The organism is Actinoplanes sp. CA-030573 (assembly GCF_050951115.1).
Lineage (GTDB): Bacteria > Actinomycetota > Actinomycetes > Mycobacteriales > Micromonosporaceae > Actinoplanes.
In genome coordinates, this window is record NZ_CP192038.1 from 1,334,933 (window position 1) to 1,352,216 (window position 17,284).

Sequence of the window (17,284 nt, forward strand, 5' to 3'; positions counted from 1 at the left end):
GTCATGCTCGAGACACAACGGGAGCGCGTGCCGCTCGACGACGACGGCGAACTGGACACGGCCTTGGCGTTCCTCGCCTTCGCCCGCGCCTGCGTGCTGAAGAAGGTCGACGGCCTGACCGAGGAGCAGCTCCGGCGGCGGCTGGTCGTGTCGGACACGACGCTGCTCGGCCTGGTGCAGCACCTGACCGACGCCGAGCGGTATTGGTTCGGCTACACGCTGGCCGGCGACCCGCGCTGGGCCGACGTCGACTTCGAGATGGTGGTCGCGCCCGAGCGGAAGCCGGAGGACGTCATCGCCGGCTACCGTGCGGCGATCGCCGAGAGCGACGCCCACCTGCGGGCGGCCGCCGGGCCGGAGGCGCTGAGCGCGCAGCCGGTGGGCGACGAACCGCGCACGCTGCGCTGGGTGCTGGCCCACGTGACCAGCGAGACCGTACGCCACGCGGGTCACGCCGACATCCTGCGCGAGCTGATCGACGGCGTGACCGGTCGCTGATCTTGCGGTGCGGAAGAAGGGACTCGAACCCTCACGCCCTCTCGGGCACTGGGACCTAAACCCAGCGCGGCTGCCAATTACGCCACTTCCGCCCGTGTCGCCCCAGGGGCGAACGCTGAGGAGAGTCTAGACGGTCGCAGGTCAACCCCCGGTCACGGCCGCCGCGCGGCCGCACGCCGCCGCGCTCATCGGAGCGAGCGCGAGCGGGCAGGAGCGAGCGCGAGCGGGCAGGAGCGAGCACGGCGGCCGCCTCGCGGATCGGGCCGCGTGACGGCCGCCGTGGGTGTGAGAGACCGGTGGTCGTGATCGAATGATCGGCCGGAACGCGGGCGATCTTCGGAAATGTTCAGTCGATTCCCAAATCCCGGCGGAGCTTGGCCACGTGGCCGGTGGCTTTCACGTTGTAGAGGGCATGCTCGATCACGCCGTTCTCGTCGATCACGAACGTCGAGCGGATCACGCCCATCACCGTACGGCCGTAGTTCTTCTTCTCGCCGTATGCGCCGTACGCCGTCAGGACGCTCTTGTCCTCGTCGCTGACCAGCGGGAACGTGATGGCGTCGCGCTCGCGGAACTTGGCCAGCTTGGCCGGGGCGTCGGGCGAGATGCCGACCACCTCGTAGCCCGCGGCCTGCAGCGAGGCCAGCGAGTCGCGGAAGTCGCACGCCTGCGTGGTGCAGCCGGGGGTCATCGCGGCGGGGTAGGCGTAGAGCACCACCTTGCGGCCACGCAGATCCTTCAGCGTGAGCCGGTCGCCGTTGTCGGTGGGCAGCGAGAACTCGGGCGCGGCGTCGCCGGCCGAGAGTCGGGCGGTCTCAGTCATGCGACGACGATAGACCGGCGCAGGCGAAGGACTCCGGTCACGGTGAGTGCGGCGCCCACGCTCAGAGCACAGGCCACGCACGTACGCGCGAGCCAGCCCGGCCCCGAGACCGGCAACACCGCTCCGCGGAAGACGGCCGTCTCGGCCAGGCCCGCGAAGATGAGCAGACAAGCCCCGGCCAGAGCCAGGAAGAACGGCGGGTGCCGGTAGGCGGCGGCGAGCGCGATCAGGCCCACGACGATCAGCACCACGAAGGGACCGGTTCCGTCGAGGGCGGTGCTCAGGGCGTACGCGAGCGGGAAGAGACCACCGAGAAGCGCGACCGGCCGCACCGAGCCCGGCCATTTGATCAGCAGGGCGGTGAGCAGGACGCCGCCGGCCGCCGCGAGGCCCCACCAGAGCCCGGTGCGCGGCGGCGGCACCCAGTCGAGCGTGCCGGTGACCGCGAAGGTCCGCGCCTGCACGCGCAGCGGAACCGTCCAGTCCCGGAGGCGGTGCGCGCGGGTTGGATCGGCGCTCGCCGCCGGCGGACGGCCCGGGCTCAGCCAGTGCGTGCGCTGATCGTGCCAGCGCACGGTGGTCGCCGTCGAGACGCGGCGCCAGGCGGGAGGCGCGGTGGGATCGGCGGTGGCGGGCACGGGGGTCTCGCCGGTCAAGGTCTGGTTGACGTACGCGGCGGGGGAGTTCACGTTCTGCCAGGTGCCGTCCGGGCGGACGTCGAGATAGGGCTCGCCGGAGTAGCCGAGCACCTCCACCGAGTGCCCGGTCGTGTTGCTCAGCTCCAGCCGCGCCCCGGCCTCGACCGTACGGACGGTGAGGCCTTTCTCCGGCGCGCTGATCCCGGTGACCGTCGTGCGGTAGGCGGTCGCGTCGGGCGCGTCCCCACCGTGCGCGAACGCGGGCGTGGCCGGCGCGAGGAACGCGCCGGCCACGGTCACCAGGAGGGCGAGACGTCTCACCCCGCGGCCGCCGCCACGGCCTTGGTGAGATCGTCCGAGGTGGGCACCGAGCCGTTGGCGCCCTGCAGCTGCTTGCCGTTGACGACCACGGTCGGGGTGCCGGTGAAGCCGCGGGCCGAGAACGTGTCGGTGTTCCGGGTGGCCCAGTTGTCGTACGTCCCGGCGTTGACCGCCTGCGCGAACGCGTCGCCCAGCCCGACCTGCTTGCCCAGCTCGATGAGCCGCGCGTTGTCGAGGCCGTCGCTGTTCTCCGGCGGCTGGTTCTGGTAGAGCACGTCGTGGTACTCCTTGAACTTCCCGCCCTCGGCGGCCGCGGCCGCCGCACCGGCCGAGCGGGTCGAGTACTTCGTGCCGTTCGAGGCCGGGTCGAGGATCGCCACCGGGTGGTACCGCACGGTCACCTTCTTCTCCGAGACCAGCGTGTTCAGCGTGTCCGCGTTGGCGGTCTCGAAGTTGTGGCAGATCGGGCACATGAAGTCCTCGTAGAGGTCGATCGTGACCGGCCCGGTGCCGACCGCGAACGCGGTGCCGTCGTCGACCGCCACGCTCGGCGTGGCCGCCTTGCTCGCCTCGGTCTTGTGCTGCTGGTTGGCGTAGACGCCCCAGCCGATCAGCCCGGCGATCAGCAGCACGGCGACCACGGCGACCGAGGTCCAGATCGTCACCCGGCGCCGCCTGGCCGCCACCTTCTGCTGCTCGACGATCTTCCGCGCCGCGGCCCGGTCCCGCCCCCGGTTGCCCTTGCTCATCTCTCCCCCATCAGAAGACCGTCCAGTGAGAACCGGGTGCGTGGCTTGACCAGCAGGATCCCGGCCAGGATCAGGAAGCCCACGTCGCGCAGGATCTCCCGCCCGTACTCCGCGGTGCGCCCGGCGGCCAGGTCGCCGCCCTTGCTGAAGCAGCCGCAGTCGATCTGCAGCCCGCGGGCCCACGCCGACACGATCCCGGCAATGAAGATCACCAGGACCACGGCGGCGATCGCGGCGCTGAGCCGGACCGCGAGGCCGATCAGCAGGAGCAGGCCGAGCGCGATCTCGAGGAAGGGCTGGACGGCGCCGACCACCTTGGCGGTGTCGTACGACATCAGCTTGTACGCGTTGACGGCGCGGCCGGACGCGGCCAGATCGCCGACCTTGAGCGCGCCCGCGGTCAGGAACACCGCGGCCAGGCCGAGCCGCGCCACCGTGGAGATCCACGGCCAGGCAGCCGTCATCCGGGCAGACAACTGCCTCGTTTCCATCGTCACGCCCTGTTAGTCGAAATCCTCAGCCGCCAGGTTCCCTCATCCGACTGTGGTTTGTCTGGGAACAAGCTGGACGTTCACACGGCGCGCGCCCGGGCGACCGCGGTCACCAGCTCGTCGCGGGCCCGGGCGACCCGGGAGCGGATGGTGCCGACCGGCACGTCCTCGACGGCGGCGGCCTCGGCGTAGGAGAGGCCGAGCACCTGGGTCAGCACGAACGCCGTGCGCCGCTCCTCGCTGAGGTGGCCGAGCAGGTCGGCGGTGCTCAGCCGGTGGGCCGGGTCGGGCGCGGGCAGGTCGGTGCAGGCCTCGGCGGCGAGCCGGGCGTCGAGCCGGCGGCGGCGCACCACGGCCCGCAGGTGGTCGGCGCAGGTGCGGCGGGCGATGCCGAGCAGCCAGGTGCGCGCGCTCGAGCGGCCCTCGAAGCCGGGCAGGGCCTTGAACGCGCGGAGATAGGTCTCCTGGGTGAGATCGTCGGCGGCGCCGGTGTCGACCAGCGCGGCGGTGAACCGCCAGACCTCGGGCTGGGTGGCGCGTACGAACGCCGCCTGCGCCGCGGGGTCACCCGCCCCGGCCCTTATCGCCAGCAATGTGGTGGGATCCGGGCCGTTCTCACCCTCCGTCATGGTCGGCCATGGTACGCGGAGCAGAATTGTCGGCGCCTTCTGGAACCATGTGGGCCGCACGGGCGACTACCCGCCCGTGGGAGCTTCTGACCGGATCGGGGACCATGGCGCGCATGACCTTTGATTGTCGTCGGCTTCTCGCCGGTGGCTTCGGGCTGCTGATCGGGCTCTTCCTGGTGCTGCTCGGCCCGGCCGCGCCGGCCAGCGCCCACGCCGCGCTCGTCGCCACCGACCCCGGCAACGGCACGATCGTGCCCGACGCGCCGAACAAGGTGACCCTGACCTTCAGCGAGTCGGTCCAGATCGTCACCGGCAAGATCCAGGTCCTGGCGCCCGACGGCTCCCGCGCCGACCAGGGCGAGCCCACGGTGAACGGCGCGATGCTGACGATCCCGCTGCGCTCGGGCGGCGGCCGGGGTACCTATCTGGTGAGCTTCCGGGTGATCTCCGCCGACAGTCACCCGGTCGGTGGCAGCATCACCTACTCGGTGGGCGCGGCCTCGGCGCCACCCACGGCGGCGGTCGACGACACCAAGGTCGACCCGGTGGTCCGGGCGCTCATCCCGGTCGGCAAATATCTGGGGTACGCGGGACTGGTGCTCCTGGTCGGGCCGGCGCTGGTGCTGGCGCTGCTGTGGCCGCACCGGCTCAGCCGCCGCGGTCCGTCCCGGGTGATCTGGACGGGCATGGGCCTGGTCACGTTCAGCACCCTGATGGCGATCTGGCTGCAGGTTCCCTACTCGCTCGGGACGGGCCTTTCCGACGTACGGGTGGGAGACCTCCGCGACGTCCTCGGCAGCACGTTCGGCGCCGTCATGCTGGTGCGTCTCGGCGTGCTCTGCGCCGCCGCCATGCTGTTGCGGCCGCTGCTGAAAGGCTCGGGCGAATCCAGGACCGACCTCGCCCTGCTCGGCGTGCTGGGTGTCGCGGCGCTGGCCACCTGGCCGCTGACCGGGCACCCGACGGCGTCACCGGTGGCCGGCGTCTCGGTGGTGATCGACGCGATCCACCTGGCCGCCATGTCGGTCTGGCTCGGCGGCCTGGTCATGCTGGTCGGCTTCCTGCTGCGCCAGGCCAACGAACGCGAGCTCGCCGCCATCCTGCCGATCTGGTCGCGCTGGGCCGCCACCGCGGTGAGCGCGCTGATCCTGGCCGGCGTCATCCAGGCCCTCATCGAGGTGTCCACGCTCGACGGGCTGGTGAACAGCACGTACGGCCGCCTGATCCTGGTCAAGGTGGCACTCGCCGCGTGTGTGCTCGGCGTCGCGTGGTGGTCGCGCCGGCTGGTGCGTTCCAAGCAGGCCGAGACCGAGCCGCGCGGGCTGCGCCGGGTGGTCGGCGTCGAGCTGGCGATCACGGCGGTGGTGCTCGGGGTGACCGCGGCGCTGGTGCAGATCGCGCCGCCGCGCACGGCCGAGGCGGCCTCGACCGTCGACACGACCAGCACCGTGTCACAGACGCTGACCAGCAGCACGATGGCGCTGCGGGTGGACATCTTCCCGGCCACCGTCGGGAACAACTCCATCCACCTGTACGCGTACACGCCCGACAACAAGCCGCTGACGGTCGTGGAATGGACCGGTACGGCGGCGCTCGCGTCCAAGGGCATCGAGCCGATTGCGATCCCGCTGCTGCGGATCACCGACTTCCACGCCGTGGGCGACATCGCGTTGCCGTCGGCCGGGCAGTGGACGTTCAAGTTCACGGCCCGCACCAGCGACATCGACGAGCAGACGCTGACGATGACCGCCAACATTTCCTGATTTATCCGGTTTCTCCGGGGGCCCGGCGGCTTTCCGTCGGGCCCTTGTCATGTCTGTCAGCGATTTAGACGCTATTTGACCACTTTGGGGTTATTTGGACTTGTATGGTCGGCGCAGTACGGCCTGAGATAGGGGGAGAAGCTGATGCGGGTGTTCCGCACGATCCTCGGAATGCTGCTGCTGACCATCGGCCTGCCGTCGCTGCTCGCCGGCGCGGCCCTGTGGACCGCCATGCAGCACCGCGACCAGGGCGGCGCCTTCAGCGGCGACCTGCAGCGACTGGCCCTCCCCGGGTACGCCCTCGTCGTGCCCGACGTCGACCGGTTGCTGCGCGCCGACGCGCCCTTCACCCGCATCGGCGACACCCAACTGCGGGTCAATGCCCGTACGCAGGAGGGGCCGGCGTTCCTCGGCATCGCCCCGACCGCGGCGGTCCAGGAGTACCTGGGCGGCGTCCCGTACAGCACCGTCCGCACGGTCGACATCGGCACCGGCGCGCTGCCCGTGGCCACCAACGCCCTGCCCGGCCGCCAGGCGCCGGCCCGCATTCCCGCGCGGGCGTCCTTCTGGCTGCGCACCGGCGAGGGCAGCATCGCCTGGTCACCCGGCGACGTCACCGGCGGCCCGTACAGCCTGGTGGTGATGAGCCCCGGCGCGAAGCCCGGCCTGCAGCTGACGTCCTCGGCCGAGCTGCGCCCCGGCTGGCTGAACTCCAGCACCTGGGGCCTGCTCACGCTGGGCACGCTGCTGGTCATGACCGGCCTGATCGTCCTGGCCTGGCCCGCCCGCCGCCGCGAGGTCGTCTACGTGGTGGAGCCCAGCCAGGTCCCCGACCTGATGGCCGCGATCGGCGCCCCGCTGCCACGGTCCGGCCTGCCCGCCGCCCACCCCACCGGCGCCCACCGCCCGCGCACCTTGGCCGACGCCCCCAAGCCGGCGCTGCCGTCGGCCGCCCTGAAGTTCACCTGGCCGCCGGCTCCCCAGCCGGCCCTGGCCGGCCCCACCGCCGTCCCGGTCGCGGCGGAGCCGCTCTCCGGCGTCCCCCTCACCGCCGGTGTTCCGGTGTCGGCCGCCCCTTCGTCGATCGCCCCTTCCTCCGCCGTCCCTTCCTCGGCCGCCCCTTCCTCCGCCGCCTCTTTCTCAGCCGCGTCTTCCTCGGCCGCCCCGCCGAGCCCGGCCGAATACGCCGCCGCGACAGCAATTCCCGGCCGTCCCGTTTCCCCGGCCGGCCGAGTGCCCGCTCCCGGCGAGCCGCTCAACTTCATCCAGGCCTCGTCCGCGGGCGGCCCGGTGTCGCTGCCGCTGGGCGACCCCCCGTCATCCTCCGAGTCACTCTTCGGCCGAAGCGGCGCCCGAGGCGGCAAGCGGCAGACCCCCAAGCCCGGCGACCTGCCGATGTTCCACGCCTCAGCCGTGGACGCCTGGGTAGCCGAAACCGCAGCCGAACGAGCCCGCGAAACCGAGGCCACCGCCGCGGCCCGGATGGCCGAGGTAGCCCGCCGAAAGGCAGCCGCCGAGACCACCACCTCGGCCGGCGTCGCCGACGAAGACGGGCCGGAGGGCACTTCGTCTTCTTCGCCGACCTCCGCGCCGTCCGGGGGGCGTGGACCGGTGGGCAACCAACCGCTGTCCTCCACCGACGTGGCGGCCGCCTACGCCGCCGGAGCCGCCGACGCCCGCGCCGCCCGCGCCGCCCGCGGAGACCATGCCGCCACCGGAGACCGCGTCACCCGCCAGGGAGCTCCATCTCCTTCGCCGGCCGCCTCGGCCGCCCGGGAGACCGCTTCGCCCAGCCGGGAGACCGCGCCGGCCGCCCGGGAGACCGCACCGGCCCGGCGCGAACCGATGGCGGACCGCGATCCTCGCACCGCCGGCCAGCGGGTCGCCGTGATCACCGGCCCGAAGGCAACCGACTGGGCCGCCACCGGTCTGACCCGCGCTGATTCCCCGCGGGTCGGCCGTCAGGCCTCGCCCGCCGCCGGCGGTTCTTCTCGCCGGCCCAGCCCGTTCCCCAAGGTTGACGGGCTCGGGCGACCCTCGGTGGCGGCGGCCGAGCGGGCGCCGGGTGATGCAGAACTCGCCCCACCGGTTGGGAAGGCGGGGGTCTCGAAGGCTAGCGTGCAACGCGAAGAAATTTCGCCCCCCACCGAGACTTCTTCCGCCAAGACTTCCGCGGCCTCCGGCCCGGATCAGGCATTGCCCGCCACGCCGGCCGCTTCCGCCGAGTCGCCCGCTTCGGCGACGACCGCGAGCGCCGGCGCCGCGCCCCTATCCGCCAGTAGGGCGCGGCAGGCCGCGGGGGCGGACACCGCAACGGCCGTCGATGATCGCCGTCCGGTGTCCGCTCCCAGGCTCACCTCAGTGATCGGCGCCTCCGGCGCGGCCCCCGAGGGCCTCACCGAGGACGTCACCGTGCCGGAGGACCTCCCTAAGGACGTCACCGTGCCGGAGGACCTCACCGAGGACGTCACCGCCCCCGGCGAGCCGAAGGTCCTCGCCCCTGCTTCGCTCGCCGCGCCCCGAGCGCCGGAATCGCCGCGAGACACCCGGCCCGCCGACTCCGCCAAGCCGGAAGAAACTCGACCCGCCGACTCCGCCAAGACGGGCACACCCGGTCGCCACGCCGCCGACAAGGCGACCGGCGAACGCGTCCGACCGGAAACGCCGAACCCAGCGCCGGCCGCCGGGGAGCAGGCGACGCCCACCCGGACCACCGCGCCCGCGCAGTCGCCGAGCCCGGAACGCACCTCGGAGAACGCCTCGCCCGTGCGGGTCGCCGCCGCCGGCCCGGACGTCTCCGCCGTCATGCACGCCATGGCCCGCGGCGAGCGCATCGCCGGGACGGCAGCACCGGCCACGACCGAGAACACTCCGGCCGACGGTCGCCCCGCCCAGCGTCCGATGCCGAAGTCCTCGGACGCCGAGGGTTCCGGTCCGCGACTCGCCACGAGCATCGACGGCGACGTCGAGCGAGAGGACGCGATGGCGGAGGTGGCGAAGGCGGAGGCCGCACGGCTCGGCGCCGACCCCGCGGCCACCGGGAGCGTCACGCTCAAGGGCGGCCCACGCGCGGGCGGAGCGATCGAAGGGTTCACGAGCCGGTTGCCAGGCCTGGGACAAGGCCGCCCGGCGCCCGCCGCCTGGCGCAAGGCAGCCGAAACCGTGGCGGCGCGCGCGGCCGAGGCAGCGAAGGCGCAGACCAGCCCCGCGACGAACGATTCCGCCGAGAGCGAGCCGGGCGAGGTCGGGCCGGCCGCCGGCGTGACTGAGCCGGGGCTCGCGGTGGGCGGTAAGCCGCTCAAGGCGACCCGGCCCCGAGCCGCGCGGGTGGCGAAACCGGCGATCACCGAAGCTTCGGCCGAGGTTGCCAAGAAGTCCCCGGCCAAGAGCGCGAAGGCTACGCCCGCGAAGGTGACGCCTGCGAAGGTCACGCCCGCGAAGGCCGCGTCGGCGAAGGCTGCGAACTCGGCGCCGGCTGCGGCGACGGGGGCGCCGGCTGCGGTCACGGGGGCGCCGGCTGCAGCCACGGCCGCGCCGGCTGCGACCACGGCGGCGCCGGCTGCGGCCACGGGGGCGTCGGCTCCGGGCACCGGAAAGCAAGGTCCGAAGCCAGCCGCGACCGCCAAGCCTTCGACGGCCCGGACGACACGGACGACCGCGGCGGCCAAGACCCCGGCGGCGAAGCCGGATGCCGAGAAGGGGGCCGGCAACGGCTCGGGCGGTCTGACCAACTACCAGAAGGAGGCGGCGGAGCTGTTCGCCGCCTCGGCTCAGCGGCGGCGGCGCCGGACGGTGACCAACCCGATCGAACCGACAGCCCCGGAGCCGATCCGGCGGCGGCGGGCGGCGCCCAACCGGCCGCAGGACGACTGAGCAGGCGCCAGGAGCAGCGCCAGGAGCAGCGCCAAGAGCAGGACAAGGAGCAGCACAAGGAGCAGCACAAGGAGCAGCCCCAGAGGGCAGCCCGAACAGCAACCGAAGAGCACCGCGAAAGCCCGCCACGAAGGCCGCCCGATCGGGCGGCCTTCGTCATATGGCCCAAAAGCCGACCAAGAAACCGAAAGAGCCCCCCGCGCTGCCGACGCGGAGGGCCCTTTACCGGGGGAACGGAGTAACCGAAGGGGGGCTTCGTCCGTTAAGACCAGTTTATCCCCTCGACAACGTAACTGGGAAGTCCTGCCCCGAAAGCGGGCAAAACGCGACGGTGGGTGACAACCTCCCGGACGGGTGGCCGCTGGGGACGTGACAGCGACACGCCGTACGCGGGCGTAGGCTGTCGGCGTGGCTGATCTTCTGGTGTGGATCGACTGTGAGATGACCGGTCTCGACCTGGGCAAGGACAAGCTCATCGAGGTCGCGGCGCTGGTCACCGATCCCGAGCTCCGAGTGCTGGGCGAGGGCGTCGATCTGGTGATCCATGCCGACGACGCGGCGCTGGACGCGATGCCTCCGGTGGTGCGCGACATGCACGCCAAATCGGGGCTCACCGAGGAGGTGCGGCGCTCGGCGATCACCATGTCCGAGGCCGAGGAGCAGGTTCTCGCGTACGTGCGAGAGTTTGTCCCCAATCCCCGCACGGCGCCCCTCTGCGGGAACTCGATCGCCACCGACCGGGGTTTCCTGGCCCGCGACATGCCCGCCCTCGACGCGTTCCTGCACTACCGCATGATCGACGTGTCCTCGATCAAGGAGTTGTGCCGCCGCTGGTACCCGCGGGTGTACTTCGGCCAGCCCGCCAAGGGACTCGCCCACCGCGCCCTCGCCGACATCCGCGAGAGCATCCGTGAGCTGGAGTATTACCGCCGCACGGTGTTCGTCCCGCTGCCCGGCCCGGACGTGGAGACGGCCAAGGCCATCGCGGCCGAGCTCTGACCCGGGCGTCACCCGACCGCGCCGGGTAACCCCCTCGACGGGCCCCCGGTGGGAGCGGCTATGCTTGTCCGGCACCACGGGGGCGGGTTCCCCGTGCGCGATGGTGGTCGTAGCTCAGCTGGTAGAGCACCGGGTTGTGGTCCCGGGGGTCGCGGGTTCGAGTCCCGTCGATCACCCCATGCAGTGCGAGCGAAAGGCCTGGTCGTCACGACGACCGGGCCTTTTGTGTCGATGGGCCGTCAACAGCTTGATGGGCCGGCGAGCCGCCCCGGCTATGGATGACCGAGCGCCTCGCGAATCGTGCGGCCCACGGGCGACGGCTCGACGTCGGTGACCGCCAGCGCGTACGGGCCGAGCTCCCATCCCGGCCCGGGCATGAGCGGTGGCTGCGCCATGAAGCGCGGGCGATCGCCGTGGTGGGGCTGGGCCGCGTGCACCAGGAACGGGTGGCACAGGAACACGTCACCCGCGTGGCCGGTGGCGTAGGCGAGCGGGCGGTGGGCCGAGGCGGCGGCTATCTCGGGGCAGACGTCCGGCATGAAGACGCCCTCGGACCCGTACTTCGCCAGGATCGGGGGCACGTCCATGTGCGAGCCGACCCGGATGCGGGTCGGTGCGTTCCGCTCGTCGACATCGGTGAAGAGGAACAGCATCAGCAACGCCCGGCCGGTGGAGTGGACGTTGACCCGCCACTCGTCGTGGCCGGGCAGCTGGTAGCTGCTCTCGATGTGCCAGCCGGCGTCGTCCGGCTCCTCGGCGTGCGGGAAGCGCAAGGGGAATGCGCCGATCGAGTCGCGCGGCGCCCATCGTCCGGGGCCGACCAGCGCATCGAACGCGTCGAGCAGCACCGGCACGTTCGCGGCCCGCACGAACGGCTCCTGCGCCAGGCCGGCGACCCAGTAGACCGGCTGCTTCCAGGTGGCCGGATCGTCGGGCTCGGCGTCGATCTCCCGCCACAGCAGATCCGCGCACTCGGCCGCGATCGCGGGCGGCACGGCCTGCTCGAACTTGAGGAACCCGTCCGTCATGAACCGCCGAATCAAGTCCGCATCCACGTCTGGCAGCCTGCCTACGGGCGCCCGGCCCGGCAACCGAATTCCGCGGCCGGCGCGCGCTGGCCCCGCCGGCTGTGGCATCACGTACCGGCCGGCGGAACGTTCCCTCCGGCGGCGCGCCGGGACGCGCCGCCGGAGGGGCCGCTCAGCTCGTCGAGCAGAGCGTTCCGTTGAGCGTGAACGCCGTCGGCAGGATGTTCGGCCCGCTGTAGGCGCCGACGAAGCCGACCGACGTGCTGCCGCCGTTCGCGGCGAGCGTGGCGTCGCTGGTCACCCGCACGTCGGTGCCGTTCTGCATCCAGGTCGCGTTCCACCCGCTGCTCACGCTCTGCCACGTGGCCGGCCAGGTGAAGTTCAGCGTCCATCCGTTGAGCGGCGCCGTGCCGGTGTTGACGACGTCGACCTGACCGACGTAGCCGTTGCCCCAGTCGTTGGTGTCGGCGAACTTGACCGTGCAGGTGCTGGTCGCGGGCGCGCCGGTGGCGAAGGTCAGCGGCGGCGACGACCAGGAGAGGCGGCCGGCGTTGTCCCGGGCCAGCACGTTGATCGTGTAGCGCTTGCCGGGCTGCAGGTTGCGGACGGTGAACGACGTGCCGCTCGTCTCGCCCAGCTGCTCGCTGATCGCGCCGTTGGCCCGGTAGATCTCGTACTTGGTGGCGCGCCCGACGGCCGGCCACGAGATCGTCGCGGTGCGGTCGGTGACCGCGTCGGCGGTCGGGGCTCCGGGGGCGTTCGGCGCGGCGGCGTTGCTCGCGCTCGGCTGCAAGGTCAACAGCGTCAGCGAGTACGGCGGGAGCGTCCCCGCACTTCCGGTCGTGATCGACGTGTCACCGTTTCCGTAGGTGAGCACGGTCGGCGCGGCCGCCGACGGCGTGTAGCCGCGGTAGGACAGCGCGATGTCGTGCGCCGCGTCCGGGTCCTTGTTGATCAGCAGAACCGACAGGTCGCCGTTCGGCCGCCGGGCCGCGTGGGCGGTGACCAGCGCGTTGTCGGTGGCGGCCCGGACCATCTGGTCGCCCGGGTGCAGGAACGACGACAGCAGCTTCAGCCCGAAGTAGGGCGCGAACGGCGTGTTGAGCGGCGGCTCGCAGACCGAGTTGTCGCTGGTGCAGGTGCCGCTGGAGAGCAGGCCGAAGTCGTTGTAGTCGGTCTGCCCGGCAACCGTGGACGGCGTGCCGATGCCGTTGTGGACGTTCCACCACTGGACGGTGAAGACGCCGTTGGCGATCAAGCTGCTGTACGCGTCGGCCAGGAAGATCGCGCCCGGCTGGGTGTTCTGCCCGACGCCGACGTTCGTCTCGGTGAGGCTGATCCCGATCCGGCTCGCGTTGGCGCCGCCGTACTTGTTGATCTGGTTCCGCAGCATGTAGATCGAGTCGTCGAGGTACTGCGTCTTGCCGATCGCCTCGGCCGCGCTGCCGCCGCCGGGGTACCAGTGAACGTCGACGAAGTCGATGTGTGGGCCGGCCGCCTGCAGCACGACCTGGTTCCAGTTGGCCGCGTCGCCGGTCCCGACCAGGGCGTCCGGCCAGTTCGCGGGCATGGTGAGCACGGCGCCCACCTTGATCGTCGGGTCGGCCGCCTTCATCGCGTCGGCGTAGGCGACGACCTCGGCCGCGTACTGGGCCGGGCTCTTGTCGGCGTGGTCGTCGGCCTCCCAGGACGAGCCGTAGTGCCCGTTGCCGTAGTTCTCGTTGCCGATCGTCCAGTACCTGGCGCCGTACTTCTTGGTGACGTTGGCGTACCTGACCCAGCCCGCGGCCTCCTCGGCCGAGCCGGTGCCGTAGTTGGCGATGATCATCGGCTCGGCGCCCGTCCGGCGAGCCGAGGCCATGAACGTGTCGAAGTCGGTGTTGGGGGCGACGTAGCCGCCGGGAGCGGTGTGCGTCTCCCAGTGGTAGATGTCGGCGTAGGAGCCGCCGGGGTAGCGGATCATCTTGACGCCGGCCTGGCCGAGCAGGTCGGCGACGGCGTCGGTGCCGAGCGTGGTGTCCCAGATGGCGTCGTTGACCCCGAGCGCGGTGGCCGGGACGGTGGCGAGCCCGGCCCGGGCGTTGACGGTGACGGCGACGGGGGTGGTGGCGGCGTAGGCGCCTCCGGGTGGCGCCGCGCTCAGCGCGGCGGCGGCGAGCAGGGCGGCGCCCAGCGCGGCGCGACGGGGTATCGCGGTTGGCATGGCTCTCCAATTGCGGAATCCGGGGGAATGGGAGCGCTCCCAATCTTCCGGCGGGCAACGAAGAGTGTCAATGCGCTACCGGCGGGCCGGCTCCGATCGGATTTGGCCGGGAAATAGCGGGAATTCCGACAATTTGTAGGTTTTGCGTGGGCGGAAATGGGGAGGGCCGCATCCCGCGTCCGGGATGCGGCCCTCATGTCGGGTCAGATGGTTCGTGCTTTGTGTCAGCGCTTGCCGGGGAAGTCGTGCCCGTGGTGGCCGTGACCGTGGTCGTTGCCCGGGAAGCCGGGGCCGTCGTGACCCGGGAAGCCGTGGCCGTGGCCGGGGAAGCCGTGACCGCGGTTGTCCCAGCTCACGCGCAGCGCCCACCAGTTGCGGTGGAAGCCGCCACGCACGCGGAAGCAGTCGTGGTCGTCCCAGCGGTTGCGCCACTCACCGATGTTGCCGATGCGGTGGCACTGGCTCGCCGTGCGGTAGAAGCCGACGATCTTGGAGCGGTCACCGTGCGACGCCTTGACCGTCGTCGACTGGCCGGCGGACGGCGCCGGGGTGGCCGTGGCGGCCATGGCCGGGCCGGCGAACGTGGCGCTCGCGACGATAGCCATTCCCGTCATCGCCAGCATGCGCGTTGCTTTATTCATCGATTCACCTCTTCATGTCCGGTTATTGCCGATGTGATGATCATAGGAAAATCGCGGCATTTGTCCGGTTGGAATCGCGAACACGATTAGGTGAAAAGGGCGGCGCGACATTTCGATTTCGAGAAATGTGGTCCGGCGGGGAAACCCCGCCGGACCTGCGGCGATTAGTCCGTTCGGACGATTTAGTTCGCCGGTTTGGTCAGGCCGGTTTAGTCAGAAGACATCCCGACTTGGTCAGGTCGATCGTGCGGCTCGAGGTCAGGCAGGTGGTGAACCAGTAGGTCTGCTCGCCGTAGCTCTGGCCCTGGTACGCGTGGGTCGTGCCGTTGGCGTCCACCTCGCACGGGTTGTTGAGCGTGCACAGCTGGCCGTCGTCGTTACCGGTGTTGTTGATCCCGACGATCTGGTTCGAGGAGGCGTCCACGATCGGCGAGCCCGAGGTGCCGTGGATGGTGTCGCAGTTGACGTCGTAGCGGATCGAGTCGTGCCAGGTCCACTGGTCCTCGCGCAGCGTGTTGACGAAGCTGTCGATCTTGCAGTTCCAGATCCGCTTCCAGTAGCTGGACGGGATGTCGATGGCGGCGCCGGCCGTGGGGCGGCTCGCCGAGATGGTGAGGGCCGTCACCCCGTACCGGCTGGTCAGGGTCGCGTAGGTCGAGGTGAGCCGGTAGAGGGTCACGTCGGTGCCGGTCATCGTGGCGTAGAGGACCCGGTCGGCCCGGACCGTGCCCAGCGAGCGGCCGCTGGAGTTCAGCAGCGTGCCCGACCGGCTGCTGGTCCGGTTCTGCAGCACCTGCCCGGCGCTCAGGAAGCCGCCCTCGTAGCAGTGGCCGTTGGTGAGCATCATGGCGCGGTCGCTGCTGACCGAGGAGGGGTAGCGCACCAGCGAGGCCGAGCAGTTGCTCAGCGCGATGGTGGAGGCCAGCGTCGTGGCCGCGACGGCCGGTGCCGGCGCGGCTTGGATGGGCGCTGCCTGTGCCGGTGCGGGGCCGGTGGCAATGCCGGCCGCGGTGGCGAGCACGGCGGCGCCGAGGCCGAGAACCCGTCGGAGGTGCATGGGTGGATCCCTTCTGCTGGGGGCGGCAGGGGATCACCCGCCGCCGATCCTGATGGCGGCGCGTGACGGGTCGGCGGCACGCTGACGCCGGTGTCCGCACTCTCGCATCGAGCGTTATGGATGTCAATCGTTGTGGATGAGGGTGGGAGATTGTCGTAGGGGGGCCGTAATCTGCCACCCACCCAGTACCGGGGCGGGGGAGGCGGCGGCCTTCCGCGGAGGGGACGCGGCGGCCCTCCCCGGCTAAGAAAACCGACCACCTGGTCGAAGAGGCAGCCATGGTGGGCGACTGGGTCGACACGGAACTGCCCCGGCTGAACCGCGCCGTCCTGCGCTCCGAAATCCCGCACAGCGCGGTCGCCGACCAGACCCGTGACCTGCTGCTTCCCCACCTCCCGGCGATCGACCGGCTGGATCCTTCCGAGGCCCGCCGCCTGGTCGTCCGCCTCGGCTTCGTCGGCGCCTCGGTGGCCCGGCACTACCAGGAGTGGAATCCGGGCGGCAAGGAGACTCCCGAGCGCGCGTTCGACGACCTGACCGTCGACGGGCACCCGTTCCGGGACTACTTCGCGGCGCTGGCCGCGCACACCGGGGCCGGCCACTACGGCCGGGACAGCTACGCCTCGCTGGTGCGCTGGAACGTCGGCACGATCGAGGTCCGGTGCGGTGCCGAGCTGCTCGCGGTGCTGCCGGGCGTGTTCGACGACGGGAACATCCGCAGCTACACCGGCACGCCCGGCGAGGAGCGCTTCTTTCTGCTGGTCAAGCAGGCGGAGGCGCTCGAGCTCGCGGTCAACGAGATGCTGTGCCCGCTGAGCGACGAGGACGCCTGCCTGGTCTCGGAAGGGGCGATCGAGCGCGTACGCCTGGCAACCGCCCTGATTCTCGCGATGCGCAGCCTGTTTCTCGACTTCGCCGCTCTGCCGCCGGACGAGAGCATGCCGGCCGACCACTTCATGGACGTGTTCCGGCAGTTCGCGGTGCACTGGACGGCCGGCGACATCCCGCCCAGCGGCGCGCTCGACCCGGAGGCGCTCAAGCGCGACTTCCTGCTCGGCATCGCCATCACGGACTACGACCGGCACGTACGCCGCCTGTTCCCGGCGCTGCTCGACGGGGAGCGCGCCACCATCGAGGAGCTGATGGCCCGCCCGACGCTGCCGCAGCGGCTGCTCGACCACCTCGACCTCGACGCGGGCACGCTCGCCGACCGGTCGCCGGCCGAGCTGCGTCACCTGATCGGCGCCCACCCGGCGCTCGTCGACTGGTACCGGCTGCTCACCGCGCACGCCCGGGCCGCCGGCGCGCACCTGATGCTCAGCCAGAAGTTCCTGTTCAAGCCGCAGCGGCGGCGCGACGTGGCCGGGCAGGGCGACAAGCCGCTGGTCTCCAACCGGCGCGGCACCACCGGCATGAACGAGACGTTCCTGGAGCGGCTGACCCGGGCCCGTCGCAACCACCCGCTCGCGCCGCTGCGGACCGCCCTAACCGGCGAAACGGCGGAAAAGGTACGCGCGGCGGAGGTACCGTCGGCCGCATCGGTCTCGGTCGCGCTGGTGGGGTGACGTAGG

14 protein-coding genes and 2 tRNA genes are annotated in these 17,284 nt (G+C 71.7%); 6 read left to right on the top strand and 10 right to left on the bottom strand.

Going from position 1 to position 17,284, the window contains the following annotated elements; translation table 11 throughout:
• Positions 1–3 precede the first annotated feature (3 nt).
• Complete coding sequence (locus tag ACQP2F_RS06100; protein WP_433301444.1) at positions 4–498, top strand: DinB family protein; 495 nt, start codon at positions 4–6, stop codon at positions 496–498.
• 8 nt (positions 499–506) lie between these two features.
• Here the strand turns inward: ACQP2F_RS06100 and ACQP2F_RS06105 are convergent.
• From ACQP2F_RS06105 to ACQP2F_RS06130, 6 genes are all read right to left on the bottom strand, one after another.
• Positions 507–590, bottom strand: a tRNA-Leu gene (locus tag ACQP2F_RS06105).
• Positions 591–844: 254 nt separating this feature from the next.
• Positions 845–1,321, bottom strand: a complete 477-nt coding sequence (gene bcp, locus ACQP2F_RS06110; RefSeq protein WP_433301445.1) for a thioredoxin-dependent thiol peroxidase — start codon at positions 1,319–1,321, stop codon at positions 845–847.
• On the bottom strand, positions 1,318–2,280 hold the full coding sequence (locus tag ACQP2F_RS06115; protein ID WP_433301447.1) for a hypothetical protein: 963 nt from the start codon (positions 2,278–2,280) through the stop codon (positions 1,318–1,320). The genes bcp and ACQP2F_RS06115 overlap by 4 nt, the downstream gene beginning before the upstream one ends.
• On the bottom strand, positions 2,277–3,029 hold the full coding sequence (locus ACQP2F_RS06120) for a DsbA family protein (protein ID WP_433301449.1): 753 nt from the start codon (positions 3,027–3,029) through the stop codon (positions 2,277–2,279). The genes ACQP2F_RS06115 and ACQP2F_RS06120 overlap by 4 nt, the downstream gene beginning before the upstream one ends.
• On the bottom strand, positions 3,026–3,493 hold the full coding sequence (locus ACQP2F_RS06125) for a MauE/DoxX family redox-associated membrane protein (protein ID WP_433301451.1): 468 nt from the start codon (positions 3,491–3,493) through the stop codon (positions 3,026–3,028). The genes ACQP2F_RS06120 and ACQP2F_RS06125 overlap by 4 nt, the downstream gene beginning before the upstream one ends.
• A gap of 107 nt (positions 3,494–3,600) precedes the next feature.
• Positions 3,601–4,149, bottom strand: coding sequence for a sigma-70 family RNA polymerase sigma factor (locus tag ACQP2F_RS06130; RefSeq protein WP_433301453.1), 549 nt, complete (start codon positions 4,147–4,149; stop codon positions 3,601–3,603).
• A 104-nt stretch (positions 4,150–4,253) separates the two neighbouring features.
• Here ACQP2F_RS06130 and ACQP2F_RS06135 point away from each other — a divergent pair, with 104 nt between their 5' ends.
• The 4 genes from ACQP2F_RS06135 (at position 4,254) to ACQP2F_RS06150 (ending at position 10,963) form a co-directional block, all read left to right on the top strand.
• Complete coding sequence (locus tag ACQP2F_RS06135) at positions 4,254–5,912, top strand: copper resistance protein CopC (protein ID WP_433301455.1); 1,659 nt, start codon at positions 4,254–4,256, stop codon at positions 5,910–5,912.
• A 144-nt stretch (positions 5,913–6,056) separates the two neighbouring features.
• Positions 6,057–9,785: a hypothetical protein gene (locus tag ACQP2F_RS06140; RefSeq protein ID WP_433301457.1), complete on the top strand. Its 3,729-nt coding sequence runs from the start codon at positions 6,057–6,059 to the stop codon at positions 9,783–9,785.
• Between the two features lie 441 nt (positions 9,786–10,226).
• Complete coding sequence (gene orn / locus ACQP2F_RS06145) at positions 10,227–10,784, top strand: oligoribonuclease (protein WP_433307366.1); 558 nt, start codon at positions 10,227–10,229, stop codon at positions 10,782–10,784.
• Positions 10,785–10,887: 103 nt separating this feature from the next.
• Positions 10,888–10,963: transfer RNA gene (locus ACQP2F_RS06150), tRNA-His, on the top strand.
• Between the two features lie 93 nt (positions 10,964–11,056).
• On the opposite strand, the gene ACQP2F_RS06155 is transcribed toward ACQP2F_RS06150, so the two are convergent.
• The 4 genes from ACQP2F_RS06155 to ACQP2F_RS06170 all read right to left on the bottom strand — a co-directional run bounded on the left by ACQP2F_RS06155 (position 11,057) and on the right by ACQP2F_RS06170 (position 15,713).
• Positions 11,057–11,812: a phytanoyl-CoA dioxygenase family protein gene (locus ACQP2F_RS06155; RefSeq protein WP_433301459.1), complete on the bottom strand. Its 756-nt coding sequence runs from the start codon at positions 11,810–11,812 to the stop codon at positions 11,057–11,059.
• Between the two features lie 172 nt (positions 11,813–11,984).
• The gene (locus ACQP2F_RS06160) at positions 11,985–14,015 is read right to left on the bottom strand and encodes a cellulose binding domain-containing protein (RefSeq protein ID WP_433301461.1); all 2,031 of its coding nucleotides are present in this window, start codon (positions 14,013–14,015) and stop codon (positions 11,985–11,987) included.
• Positions 14,016–14,239: 224 nt separating this feature from the next.
• Positions 14,240–14,656, bottom strand: a complete 417-nt coding sequence (locus ACQP2F_RS06165; protein WP_433301463.1) for a hypothetical protein — start codon at positions 14,654–14,656, stop codon at positions 14,240–14,242.
• Positions 14,657–14,855: 199 nt separating this feature from the next.
• Positions 14,856–15,713, bottom strand: a complete 858-nt coding sequence (locus tag ACQP2F_RS06170; protein ID WP_433301465.1) for a S1 family peptidase — start codon at positions 15,711–15,713, stop codon at positions 14,856–14,858.
• Between the two features lie 278 nt (positions 15,714–15,991).
• Here ACQP2F_RS06170 and ACQP2F_RS06175 point away from each other — a divergent pair, with 278 nt between their 5' ends.
• Complete coding sequence (locus tag ACQP2F_RS06175) at positions 15,992–17,278, top strand: hypothetical protein (RefSeq protein ID WP_433301467.1); 1,287 nt, start codon at positions 15,992–15,994, stop codon at positions 17,276–17,278.
• Positions 17,279–17,284 lie beyond the last annotated feature (6 nt).